8 protein-coding genes are annotated in these 13,481 nt (G+C 44.0%); all 8 read left to right on the top strand.

Annotated features, from left to right (window positions below; genetic code table 11):
• Positions 1-85: 85 nt before the first annotated feature.
• On the top strand, positions 86-3,211 hold the full coding sequence (locus tag QM738_RS23760; protein WP_462279260.1) for a SusC/RagA family TonB-linked outer membrane protein: 3,126 nt from the start codon (positions 86-88) through the stop codon (positions 3,209-3,211).
• 20 nt (positions 3,212-3,231) lie between these two features.
• Positions 3,232-5,235, top strand: a complete 2,004-nt coding sequence (locus QM738_RS23755) for a RagB/SusD family nutrient uptake outer membrane protein (protein ID WP_462279259.1) — start codon at positions 3,232-3,234, stop codon at positions 5,233-5,235.
• A gap of 81 nt (positions 5,236-5,316) precedes the next feature.
• Positions 5,317-5,913 (top strand): hypothetical protein, encoded by a 597-nt coding sequence (locus QM738_RS23750; RefSeq protein WP_462279258.1) that lies wholly within the window; start codon positions 5,317-5,319, stop codon positions 5,911-5,913.
• Between the two features lie 8 nt (positions 5,914-5,921).
• Entirely contained in the window at positions 5,922-7,319 is a 1,398-nt protein-coding gene (locus QM738_RS23745) for an alpha-L-arabinofuranosidase C-terminal domain-containing protein (RefSeq protein ID WP_462279386.1), read from the top strand.
• Positions 7,320-7,328: 9 nt separating this feature from the next.
• Positions 7,329-8,666 carry a glycoside hydrolase family 88/105 protein gene (locus tag QM738_RS23740; protein ID WP_462279257.1) on the top strand — a complete coding sequence of 446 codons (1,338 nt, stop codon included), beginning with the start codon at positions 7,329-7,331 and terminating at the stop codon, positions 8,664-8,666.
• Between the two features lie 30 nt (positions 8,667-8,696).
• A complete protein-coding gene (locus QM738_RS23735) occupies positions 8,697-10,046 on the top strand; it encodes a rhamnogalacturonan acetylesterase (RefSeq protein WP_462279256.1) in 1,350 nt (449 codons plus the stop codon).
• Between the two features lie 3 nt (positions 10,047-10,049).
• Positions 10,050-11,570 (top strand): rhamnogalacturonidase, encoded by a 1,521-nt coding sequence (locus tag QM738_RS23730; protein WP_462279255.1) that lies wholly within the window; start codon positions 10,050-10,052, stop codon positions 11,568-11,570.
• 9 nt (positions 11,571-11,579) lie between these two features.
• Positions 11,580-13,247, top strand: coding sequence for a GH39 family glycosyl hydrolase (locus QM738_RS23725; protein ID WP_462279254.1), 1,668 nt, complete (start codon positions 11,580-11,582; stop codon positions 13,245-13,247).
• The last annotated feature ends 234 nt before the right edge of the window (positions 13,248-13,481 follow it).

Genomic DNA, 13,481 nt, shown 5'->3' with positions numbered 1-13,481 from the left:
TTGCACGTCTACAAGCTGTTTCGAAAAACGGGTATTTTAAAAAAGATACTCCTCTGCTATTTTTAACCAAATTAACGATGCTATCATGAAAAAAACTTTTCCCCCCGGGAAGAACTTTGCGATTCTTCTTCTTTTTCTCCTGTTCTCTTTTTCCATCAAAGCACAAAACTTTTCAGTGTCCGGTAAAGTGATTGACGATGCCGGTAAGAACCTGGAAGGCGCTACCGTACTGGAAAAGGGAACAAACAATTCTGTACTCACCGGCCCTGGTGGAAACTTCAAATTAACAGTTGCTTCCGGCAAAGCCGTACTGGTAGTGAGCTTTGTAGGTCACGAACCCCAGGAGATCAGTGTAAAGAACCAGGCTACAGTTACAGCTGTATTAAAATCCACTACAGAAAGTTTATCAGATGTGGTGGTGATCGGTTATGCAACCGTAAGAAAGAAAGATGTAACGGGTGCCGTAGCCGGCATTGGACAGAACGAAATTAAATCCCGCCCGGTTGCGGATGCCTTACAGGCCATGCAGGGTAAAGTGGCCGGCGTTGATATTGTTTCCAATGAACGTCCCGGTTCATTGGGCTCGATCAATATCCGTGGTATACGCTCATTACTGGCATCTAATACACCATTGTTTGTTGTGGATGGTATTCCACTGGTATCCGGCGGTATTGAAAATTTCAATCCTTCAGATATAGAATCAATCGACATCCTTAAAGATGCATCTGCCACCGCTATCTATGGTAGCCGCGGCGCCAATGGTGTGGTAATTGTTACCACCAAGCAAGGTAAGAATGGTAAAGTAACCTTGAATCTTAACAGCTCTCTCCGTTATGATAATATCGTGAATAATCAAACCATGTTCAATGCTTCTGAATATATCACGTTCCGCAGGTGGGCTTATTACTATGCCGGTATGAACTACGCCACCGGCGTAAGTACCAACCCAAGGGGAGATCAGCCTACGCTGGCAACCGACCGTACTTTCTTTAATGCCACCGGCGATCCTGCTGCCTGGTCCAATATCGCCAAAGGATGGGCATCCGGCACATGGGATGGCAGTAAGGTTGCTACTACCGATTGGTTTGCCATCGTTAAACAACAATCAGTTACTACGGATAATACTTTTAGCGTAAGTGGCGGTACAGATAAAATAAAAGCGTATGCCTCTTTTGGTTACCTGAATAATACAGGTACTATAAAAGGACAGTCTTTTAAAAGATATACTTCAAAACTGAATGTAGAGGTAACACCTACCAAGTGGCTTACATTTGGTACCAGTGCCAATATCTCTTACAGCACACAGCAATACGGACAGTCTACAAGAAACGTATCTACAGTAGGTACACCTCCGGGCGGTTTATATGAATCTGCAAGAACTTTGTTCCCTTATGCAGTACCGTATGATTCACTGGGCAACAGGGTGTTGTTCCCTGGCGGTGATAACTCCTGGAAGAATGTAGTGGATGAATGGAATTATAATATAGATAAAAGGATGACCTTCCGTGCATTTGGAAGTATCAATGCACAGGTTGATTTTGGTAACATCTATCGTCCATTAAAAGGATTGAAATACAGGATCAACTTTGGTCCGGATATCGATACCTACACTGATGGTGTTTATATTGATGCCAACTCTGTATCCAATGGTGGTAGTACCAGCTATGCTTCTTTATTAAAAGGTAAAGCGTTCTCTTATACAGTAGATAATTTATTGTACTACGATAAAAGCATTGGTGAACATAGTTTTGGTGTGACTTTATTAGCAAGCCAGACAGCATTTACTGCCGACAGCAGCACCATCAATGGTAATGGTGTTCCTTTCTCTTCTCAATTATGGAATGCATTGACAAGTGGAACTGTCACCGGTGCACTCAGCACCAGCTCTAACCTGCTGGAACAGCAATTGCTTTCCTATATGGCCAGGGTGAATTATAGTTTCAGGGATAAATACCTGTTAACCGCTTCTATCCGCCGTGATGGTTCTTCTGTATTTGCAAAAGGTCATCAATACGATAATTTCCCAAGTGCCGCATTGGCATGGCGTATCAGCAGGGAAGATTTTATGAAACGTTTTAATTGGGTAAATGATCTTAAACTCAGGGCAGGTGTGGGTGTTACCGGTAACTCTGCGGTAGCAGCCTACTCAACACAAGGTGCGATCATTTCTCTTTTTTATCCTTTCTCATCTACCAATACGGCCGGTGCATACACCAATCCATTATTGGCCAACCAGGATCTTAAATGGGAAAAGACACAGCAATTCAATGTAGGTTTAGACTTTTCTTTATTCAACCGCAGGGTATCCGGTAGTGTGGATGTGTATACTTCCAAAACTTCGGACCTGTTGATGAACAGGCCGCTGCCTTCAGTAACCGGTTATACCAGCACTTATTACAATATTGGTAAAACAGCTAATAACGGTATCGATATCACATTAACTACAGTGAATGTTAAAACAAGGGACATCATGTGGATGACCACATTTAATGCAGCCTGGCAGAAAGATCATATCGTAGGATTATCTAACGGTAACCAGGATGATATCAATGGTAACTTATTCATTGGTCAACCGCTGAAAGTATTGTATGGTTATAAAGCGGTGGGCATCTGGCAGGTAGGTGATTCTGCTGCTATGAAAGCATTCAATGCCAATGGCGGTTCCTTTACTCCGGGCTTTACCCGTGTGGCAGATCTGAATGGCGATAACAAGATCGATCCTAATAACGATCGCCAGATCATTGGATGGACAACTCCACGCTGGGTAGTGGGTATGAGTAATACCGTTTCCTACAAAAATTTAGAATTAACTGTTTTCCTTTATGGCCGTTTGAACTACTGGTATAATACCGGTGGCGAAGGTGAAGCAGGTCGTGGTACACAAAGAGCGATCAATTACTATACACCTGATAATCCAAAATCAGAATACCAGAAACCGGTATACAATGCAGGTAATGCATCACTCGATCCATATTATGCGGCATTGGGGTATAAAAAAGCCTCTTTTATTAAAGTGCGTAACATTTCTTTGGGTTACACATTCGATAACAGCATCAAGTATTTAAAGAAAGCAGGCATTTCAAATATCAAAGCCTATGTGCAGGTAGCCAACCCTGGAATGTTGTATTCTAAAATAAAATTCCTGGATATGGATGTAGCCGGACCTACCTGGAACAGGGGCGTTACATTCGGGATCAATGCATCATTTTAATACCATTAAATCGAATTTATATGAAAAAAAATAGTTTATATATAAAAGCATTAATCGTTGCAGTGATAATTACTGCATCAGGTTGTAAGAAAAAATTCCTGGACGAAACACTGACCACCGCAAGGGGTACCAGTTTCTTTACCACAGATGCAGGTATACAACAGCTGGCTGTAGGTACCTATTACCAGGTCATCGCATCTCCGTTCAATGGTGAGTGGATATACGCCGCCACCAATTATGGTACAGATGAATTCCACGTAGGTGGTGACCCATCCAATGCGCCCTGGAACAATTACGACGCTACTTTCAATTCGGTGAACCAGGGTAGCAATACCAATATTGCGTTGGCTAATTTTCAATGGGATCAATTGTACGTTGGAATTGGCGATGCCAATTTGTTGATCCAGAATGCCACCAACAGCGCTTCAACTTCTACTGCAATAAAAAATACAGCATTGGGAGAAGGGTATTTTATGCGTGGCTACAACTATTTAAGGTTGGTAAGTCAGTATGGCGCTGTTCCATTGCAATTAACACCTATCAGCACGGTACAACTGGAATTTACCAGGGCTACACCTAAAGAAGTGTATGCACAGATCATAGCTGATCTTACCAAGGCACAGCAACTGTTGCCTACCACTGGTGGTCCATTCCGCATTACGCAGGATGCTGCTGCACACTACCTGGCAAAAGCTTATTTATCCAGGGCCAGCGAGATCAACAGTTCCTGGAACTCGGATACCAAAGCTGCAGACCTTGCAGCGATCGTTCCGCTTTGCGATGGTATCATTTCGCGTCACCCTTTGGCAGCAAATTTTGCCAGCGTATTTAATTTTACCGGCATCAATTCTGCCAACGAATCTTTGCCGGAAGTGATCCTGTCTGCACAGTTCACCAACGATGTAAATACCAACCAGGCCAATGGCAGCACACAGCATTTATATTTTGTTTCCAGGTACGATATACAGGACCAGATGGCACGTGACCTTACCGGTGACAGGCCTTTCAGCCGTTTGGCTACTACTTACTATATGTACCGTGTATACGATATGGTGAATGATTCCAGGTTCTGGAAATCTTTCAGAACTAAAAGCGCTATCAATGGTGCAGCACCCGTTGCTCCTAACAAACAGGGTGATCTTGGCATCATGTTCGTGATCGATCAGCCAGGTGATAACCGTTTTGCATTATCCAAAATATGTAAAACCACTGCCGGTACCAATCTTATCAACGATACATACGGAACAGGAAGAGCGATCCCAACCACTTATGTGGCATATCCTGCAGGCAGAACAACAGACGGGGCTTTGAATACCGATCTTACCACTGCCGGTCAAAGCTATCCTTCCTGCAACAAACATTTAGATGGTTCAAGAAATTCATTGAATGATGTAGTGGGGCACAGGGATGAGATTTTAGCAAGATCTGCAGAAACTTATTTGATCGCTGCTGAAGCCAAAATAAGACTGGCACAGGCAGGGACCGGTACTTATGCAGATGCATTGCCATATATCAATGCGGTAAGAACACGTGCTCAATTCGCTACCGGCGAAAACAGGTCGGCATATAACGATGGCGGTAACACGCTGCAGTCAACCACACTGCAAACACCGGGTGTTGGACCTTCTTTCTATGCAGGCAACTCTTATTACGAATCGAATAATGTACCTGTAACTACTGCAGCATCAACCGGTCTTGCAGTTGCCAGCATTGCTCCATTACCATTGCAGGACGAATATATTATCAGCGCCCTGGGATTAACCAGTACTTACGACAGGATGCTGGCTTTTGTATTGAACGAACGCTCCCGCGAATTAGTGGGCGAATTCAAACGTTGGGAAGACCTGTCAAGAACACAGACTTTAGTGAAAAGGGTGCAGGTATTCAATCCCGAAGGAGGACCTAATGTAAAAATTACGCATAGTTTAAGACCCATACCTCAAACATTCCTGGATGGTATTCAATCCGGGGGTGTTAATTTAACACCTGCACAAAAACAAGCGATGCAGAACCCGGGTTATTAAGTTTTTTCTCATTTTAGCAGTTGGCAAAGGGCGGTCAATTTAAATATTGTACCGTCCTTTCCTTTTTAAGTAAACTAATCAATGAAAGCAGTAATTTTAAGCATGAAAAAAACCACGCTTGTACAATTTTTTTTCGCGGCGCTGCTGCTTTATAACAAAAGCCTGTATGCACAACAGGCGATACAACTGAACATTCAGCCTACCAAACCCACTACTGCCATTCAGCCCACCATGTGGGGCATTTTTTTTGAAGACATCAATTTTGCTGCCGATGGCGGCTTGTATGCAGAACTGGTGAAGAACCGATCCTTTGAATTTCCAATGCCCATGATGGGATGGAGAGAGATACGGGATAAAGAAAGTAAAGGCAAAGTACTGATAGAAAATATCAGCAGCGAAGCCACCACCAACCTGCGCTTTGCCCGCATTACTGCCGATGGCAGAAGGTATGGCATCAGTAATGAAGGTTTTAGAGGTATGGGCATTTATGCCAACACGAAATATGTTTTTAGTTTACTGGTAAGAAATAATAAAGACGCGGCAATAAAGATCCGTGCACAGGTATTGAATGCATCCGGTAAGATCATTGGCGAAACATTGATCGATAACCTGGACAATGACTGGAGAAAAAGAGCGCCATCATCACCACCACCGATTCAGCACAAAAAGGCAGCCTGAATATTTTGGTGGAAGGTAATGGTATGGTGGATGTGGATATGATCTCTTTATTTCCGCAAAATACTTTTAAGAACCGGCCCAATGGTTTACGTGCTGATCTTGCACAAAAACTCGCCGATCTTAAACCGGGCTTTATCCGTTTTCCCGGTGGCTGTATTGTTGAAGGAAGGGACCTGACCAATCGCTACCAATGGAAAACAACGGTTGGTGATATTGAAGAACGTAAACTGATCATGAACCGCTGGAACGTAGAGTTCCGACAAAAGCTTACACCGGATTATTTCCAGAGTTTTGGCCTGGGCTTTTATGAATATTTTCAACTGGCCGAAGATATTGGTGCAGAACCATTGCCCATTTTAAATTGTGGTATGGCCTGCCAGTACAACAGTGGCGAAGTGGTATCGCTCGATGCGCTGCAACCTTATATACAGGATGCACTGGACCTGATAGAATTTGCCAATGCACCGGTTACCAGCCGCTGGGGCAAACTGCGCAGCGATATGGGACACCCGGCACCCTTTAATTTAAAAATGCTGGGCGTAGGTAATGAACAATGGGAATCACAATATTTTGATCGCTATAAAATATTTGAAAAAGCCATACTCGATAAATATCCTGCCATTAAAATAGTATCCGGCTCAGGACCTTCTTCCGACGGTGGTTATTTTGATATGGCATGGAAAGAACTGAAACAACTGCATCCTGGTTATGTAGATGAACATTATTATAAACCACCCAAATGGTTTTTGGATAATGCTAACCGTTATGATAATTACGACCGCAATGCACCTAAAGTATTTGCAGGTGAATACGCAGCGCATCCCAAAGAATCCGGTAATCCTGAAGGAAGGAATAACTGGGAGAGCGCTATTGCAGAAGCCGCTTTTATGACGGGACTGGAACGCAATGCAGATGTGGTGAACATGGCATCGTATGCGCCACTTTTAGCACATGTGGAAGCATGGCAATGGCGGCCCGACCTGATATGGTTTGATAACCTGCGCAGTGTGGCCACACCCAATTATTATGTGCAGCAATTGTTTGCCGCCAATAAAGGCACGAACGCAGTACCCATATTGCGCAATGGCGCTGTGGTTGCTGGTAAGGATAGTATCTATGCTTCCGCCGCTATTGATAAAAATACCGGCGAGCTGATCGTTAAACTGGTGAACGTTACAGATGCTGCTGTAACCACCGTATTGCAACTGGAAAAAGTTACGGTACCTAAACAGAATGCCACTGTAACAGTACTAAAGTCTACGGATAAAAATGCTTTCAATACACTGGATAATCCTGTGCTGGTACAACCGGTGCCCGCTGTAGTAATGGTCAACGGCAACAAAATACCGTATGTACTGGAGCCTTCATCGGTAACTGTTATCAGGATAAAATGTAAAAACATCTAAACGCTTTATATGAAAAAAATAATATTACCTGCGGCCCTGCTTTGCTGCCTTGCTGCAACAGCACAGGTAAAGCAGGCCAACGATGCCTCACTGCATGCTGTAAAACCCGTGTACACGGTACCGTATGAGGCTATGCCTAAAGAGGAAATAAAAAAAGTAATGGACAGGGTGTTCGGTTACCTGGATGCGGTAACGCCTGCGCAGATGATCAATAAAAAAACCAATGAGCCGGTAACAGATATTGCAAAAATTGACAGTAACACGGTATTGCAGCAGGGTGATTTCAGGATCACCAGTTATGAATGGGGGGTAACTTATTGCGGCATGTTATGGGCTGCGGAGGCCACCGGGGATAAAAAATATACCGGTTATGTAAAAGACCGGCTTGATTTTTTAGCCAAATGGATACCCGCAGTTAAAAAATTAAAAGCTGCAGGAGGCTATAACGGAGAAGGATACCCGCTGCATCAGCCTGTTGACCCGAGAGCACTGGATGATGCCGGCGCCATGTGTGCTGCCATGATAAAAGCCACGAGGGCAGGGGTGAGCAATAATCTTCGCCCGCAGATAGATGTATACAGCGACTGGGTGGCCAATAAACAATACCGCCTGGCCGATGGTACCCTGGCAAGGGTGCGTCCGCAAAAGAACACGCTGTGGCTGGATGATATGTATATGGGCATACCAACGCTGGCGCAGATGGGCAAACTGACCGGCGATAAAAAATATTTTGACGATGCGGTGAAGCAGGTAAAACAGTTCAGCGACCGCATGTTCATTAAAGAAAAAGGCGTGTATATGCACGGCTGGGTGGAAAGTATGGAAACACATCCCGAATTTAAATGGGCCCGTGCCAATGCCTGGGCGCTGATGTCGATGGTGGAATTGCTGGATGTATTGCCCGCCGATCATCCCGGCAGGCCGCAGGTGATACAACAACTGAAAGCGCATGTAAAAGGATTGGCCGGTTATCAGAGCGGCAGCGGCTTCTGGCATCAACTGCTGGACAGGGAAGACAGTTACCTGGAAACATCGGCCACGGCGATCTATTGTTATTGCATAGCGCATGCCTGCAATAACGGCTGGCTGGATCCTGTAGCGTACGCACCCATGAGCATGCTGGCATGGAATGCAGTGGCAACAAAAGTAAATGATAAAGGACAGGTGGAAGGTACCTGCGTGGGAACAGGTATGGCGTTTGATCCTGCATTTTATTATCACCGCCCGGTAAATGTATTTGCGGCGCATGGTTACGGACCTGTGTTGTTAGCGGGCGCTGAAATGTACAAACTGGTGGAAAAAAATAAATTCAAAATGAACGACAGTTCATTGCAATACGAGCCGTAAAACAAAAACCTTTACCGAATAAAAAATAATATGAACATCCGTAAGATGAAATTGGTATTTGCTGCGCTGTTGATCACCGCGGTAACAAATGCACAGCAGCAGCGTTTTAAATTCGATTTTTGTAAAAGCGATGCTGCAAAGGGATATACTGCTGTAACACCGGAAACTTTATACAGCGATGCAACCGGCTATGGTTTTTTAAAGAATGATGGGGTAGAAGTTAAAACAGCCGTTGCGTCAAAAGATAAAAAGATCACCGATGATTATATTACTGCGCCGGGGCCTTTTTTCTTTTCGGTAAAAATACCCGAAGGAAATTATGATGTAAAAGTTACGCTGGGTGATATGGCGGGCACTTCGGCCACTACTGTAAGGGCAGAATGCAGGCGTTTGTTTTTGAAGAACCTGGTCACAAAAAACGGGGAGACAAAGACGGTTACTTTTACGGTACATGTAAAAGACAGTTTGATAAGGGATGCCAAAGGAAATATTGTTGATAAGGTAAAATTAAAATCAAGGGAAGTAACTTACTTTCATTGGGATAACCAGTTAACGCTGGAGTTCAGTGATACCGCTGCAAAAGTATGTGCAGTAGAGATAACCCCCAATACTACTGCCACCACTATATTCTTATCCGGTAATTCCACCGTGGTGGACCAGGACCGGGAACCCTGGGCTTCGTGGGGGCAAATGCTGCCTTCTTTTTTTGAGCCCTCCAATATCTGCGTTGCCAACTATGCAGAAAGTGGCGAAACACTTAGTTCATTCAAGGGTGCAAAGCGCCTGAAAAAATTACTGAGCCTGATGAAACCGGGCGATTATCTTTTTATAGAATTCGGGCACAACGATCAAAAACAAAAAGGAGAGGGCATCGGGCCATTTACTTCGTATAAAGCCGACCTGAAATATTTTATCAACGAAGTGCGGCAGAAAGGTGGTACACCGGTATTGGTAACGTCGATGAACAGACGAAGTTTTGATTCAACAGGGCATATTACGAATACACTGGGCGATTACCCCGAAGCGGTGCGGCAAACGGCTAAGGAAGAAAACGTGGCTTTGATAGACCTGAATGCTATGAGCAAGATCATGTACGAGGCATGGGGACCGGTAAAATCGGTGAATGCATTTGTGCATTATCCTGCCAATACATTTCCCGGCCAGGATAAGAAACTGGAGGATAATACGCATTTCAACACATACGGCGCTTATGAAATATGCCGTTGTATCGTGCAGGGAATTAAAGAGGATCAGCTGCCGATCGCAAAATACCTGAAAAATAATATTCCGGCATTCGATCCTGCACACCCTGATGGGGTAGGCACCTGGTACTGGCCACAAAGTGTTTTAATGGCCGCGGTAAAACCTGATGGTAATTGATATATGAAAGCGCTGCTCTTTATACTTATAATTACCGGTATTGTAAATACCGCTGCAGCGCAGCAATTCAATGTAAAAGATTTTGGCGCCAAGGCGGATGGTGTCAATCTTGATACCAAAGCGATCAATGATGCTGTTGAAGCTGCTGCAAAAGCGGGTGGTGGTACCGTGTATTTTCCTGAGGGTACTTACCTGAGTTTTTCCATACATTTAAAAAGCTTTATCACCCTCTATTTTGATAACGGGGCCACATTGCTGGCGGCCGATTCTACTGCTGATGGAAAATATGATGCAGCAGAGTTCAATGCCAATGATAAATTCCAGGATTATGGCCATAGTCATTGGCACAACAGTTTGATATGGGGCGATAGCCTGCAACATATTGCTATTGTCGGCACCGGCGTAATTAATGGCAAGGGATTAAGAAGGAATGCATCAGAAAGAAGGCCCTGGGGCAATAAAGCGATTGCATTGCGTTTATGCCGTAACGTTATAATCCGGGATATAACGTTACTGAACGGTGGGCATTTTGCCATATTGGCCACCGGAGTGGATAATTTTACGGTAGATAATGTAAAGATGGATACCAATCGTGATGGTATTGATATTGATTGCTGCAATAATGTACATGTATCCAATTGCAGCATCAATGCACCCTGGGATGATGCACTCTGCCTTAAAAGCTCTTATGCACTGGGCTATGCAAAGCCAACCGAAAATGTAACGATCACTAATTGTATAGTGAGCGGTTATGATCTTGGTACATTTTATAATGGCACTTATCAACGTAATGAATGGAAAAAGGTACCCGATAAAATGGGACCTACCGGCAGGATCAAATTTGGCACGGAGTCCAATGGTGGGTTTAAAAATATCAGTATCAGCAATTGTGTATTTGAATATTGCAGGGGCCTGGCGTTGGAAACGGTGGATGGCGCTTTACTGGAAGATGTGGTGATCGATAATATCACCATGAAGGATATTGTGAATGCACCTTTGTTCCTGCGGCTGGGTGCAAGAATGCGTGGACCTGCGGGTACACCCGTTGGCGCAATGCGTAGGGTTAATATTAGTAATATCAATGTGTACAATGCCGATGCACATTTTGCTTCCATCATCAGCGGTGTGCCAGGCAATGATATAGAAGATATACAGTTGAACAATATTCGTATTGTTTACCGGCCTATGGATTCAGTCACAACAAAAATTCCATTGATCGTTCCGGAAAATGAAAAGGATTATCCTGAACCTGCAAGAATGGGTATCATGCCTGCTTATGGGCTTTATATCCGTCATGTAAATGGTGTCAGTTTGAATAATGTGCAGCTAAGTTATTCCGGTGTAGAAACACGCCCGGCCATTATGATAGACAGTGTAAGAAATGCGGAACTCTTTCGCATAAAGACACAACCGGTTCCGGGAACGGGTAATATCATTTTAAAGAACGTTGAAAATTTCAGTATAAAAAACAGCGAAGGATACAAGGATAAAAAAATAAAACAGTCTTCATCCACTGCTCTTTAATTGTTTGATATGAAAAAATATTTTCTGCTGCTGGGTTGTGCATTTAGTTTTTTTGCAAAAGCGCAACAGGCCACTATTTCCGTTGATCTTAAAAAAGAAACAGGCGATATGAAGCCGATATGGGCATGGTTTGGGTACGATGAACCCAACTATACTTATATGAAAGACGGGAAGAAATTATTGAGCGAGATCGCTGCATTAAGCCCCGTGCCGGTGTATGTGCGTGTGCACAGCCTGTTGGTAACCGGCAACGGTGTGCCCGCATTGAAATGGGGCAGCACCAATGCTTACACAGAAGATGAAAAGGGTAATCCTGTTTATAACTGGACGATCGTTGACAGCATTTTTGATACTTATATTAAGAGAGGAATGAAACCATTGGCGCAGATCGGTTTTATGCCCGAAGCATTATCCACTAATCCCACACCTTACAAACACGACTGGAAGCCAGGCGATCCTTATTCCAGGATCATGACCGGCTGGGCCTATCCCCCCAAAGATTATAACAAATGGGCGGCATTGGTGTATGAATGGGTAAAGCACAGTGCGGCACGTTATGGAAAAAAAGAAGTGGAAAGCTGGTACTGGGAATTGTGGAATGAACCCAATGGATACTGGAAAGGCACGCAGGCAGAATTCTTTAAATTATATGATTATACCACGGATGCAGTGAAGAGGGCATTGCCTACCGCCAGGATCGGTGGTATCAATATTGCCGGCACGGCGGGCAGTGGCGCACAGCAATGGCTACACGCTTTTGTAAAACATTGTTTCAGTGATACTAATTATGTTACAGGGAAGATCGGTGCCCCGGTCGATGCTTTTTTGTTTCATGCAAAAGGATCACCCAAACTGGTGGGTGGCCATGTACGTATGAATATGGGAAGACAATTGCAGGATATCAATGCAGGATTTAAACTGGTGGCATCTTACCCGCAATTAAAAAATATCCCTGTTATCATTGGTGAATCAGACCCTGAGGGATGTGCTGCATGCGGCATGCACACCAACCCTGAGAATGCTTACCGCAATGGCACGATGTACTCCAGCTACACAGCGGCTTCTTTTGCAAGAAAATATTTACTGGCCGATTCTTTTAAAGTGAATTTTACCGGTGCTGTATCATGGGCTTTTGAATTTGAGAACCAGCCCTGGTTCTTTGGTTTTCGGGATCTTGCTACGAATGGTGTTGATAAACCGGTGCTGAATGTATTCCGCATGTTCGGCATGATGAAAGGAAAACGGGTGGCGGTCAATGGCAGCCAGATGTACGATCTGAAAACGATCGTTGATTCGAGTGCAAGAGGAAAATACAATGATGTAGGTGCGTTGGCATCGAAGGATAAGAATGGCGCTGCAGTAATGATCTGGAATTATCATGATGATGATGTGCAATTGCCTGCGTTGCCGGTTGCTGTTTCTGTAGATGGAATAAAAGTTGCTGCAGTTAAATTGACAGAATACCGGATAGATAATGAGCACAGCAATTCGTATGAAGCATGGAAAAAAATGGGTAGCCCGCAAAACCCTACCAAAGAACAGATCGATGCTTTGGAGAAAGCAGGACAACTGGCCATCATAAAAAAGCCACAACAGGTGAAAGTGATCGATGAAAAATTAATGTTGACCATTGATATGCCGCAACAGGCGGTTACATTATTGAAAATAGAATGGTAATTGTTTTGGATTATAGATAGTTGTTGTGCAATATCGCAAAGCAAGCCTCATCGAGGCGATATTCTGGTTGAAAATAGATGCATGATCTATCAGAGCCCCATAGGGGCGACATTTTATTAAAGCAGCAGGTTAAGAAGTGTCGCCCCTACGGGGCTTGCTGTATCGGATCATTTCTAAGGGTATTACCAAAATGTTGCCCCGATGGGGCTTAAGAAAATATTCAGGCTTTGGCGC

It is taken from the genome of Ferruginibacter sp. (assembly GCF_049840995.1).
GTDB lineage: Bacteria > Bacteroidota > Bacteroidia > Chitinophagales > Chitinophagaceae > Ferruginibacter.
Note: the sequence above shows the minus strand (reverse complement) of the source record. Positions and strands in the feature narration are given on the sequence as shown.

Excerpts from the sequence above, each read along its gene's own strand:
- QM738_RS23750 (WP_462279258.1), top strand. The coding sequence starts at position 5,317 with ATGAAAGCAGTAATTTTAAGCATGAAAAAAACCACGCTTGTACAATTT.
- QM738_RS23760 (WP_462279260.1), top strand. The coding sequence starts at position 86 with ATGAAAAAAACTTTTCCCCCCGGGAAGAACTTTGCGATTCTTCTTCTT.
- QM738_RS23740 (WP_462279257.1), top strand. The coding sequence starts at position 7,329 with ATGAAAAAAATAATATTACCTGCGGCCCTGCTTTGCTGCCTTGCTGCA.
- QM738_RS23755 (WP_462279259.1), top strand. The coding sequence starts at position 3,232 with ATGAAAAAAAATAGTTTATATATAAAAGCATTAATCGTTGCAGTGATA.
- QM738_RS23735 (WP_462279256.1), top strand. The coding sequence starts at position 8,697 with ATGAACATCCGTAAGATGAAATTGGTATTTGCTGCGCTGTTGATCACC.
- QM738_RS23730 (WP_462279255.1), top strand. The coding sequence starts at position 10,050 with ATGAAAGCGCTGCTCTTTATACTTATAATTACCGGTATTGTAAATACC.
- QM738_RS23725 (WP_462279254.1), top strand. The coding sequence starts at position 11,580 with ATGAAAAAATATTTTCTGCTGCTGGGTTGTGCATTTAGTTTTTTTGCA.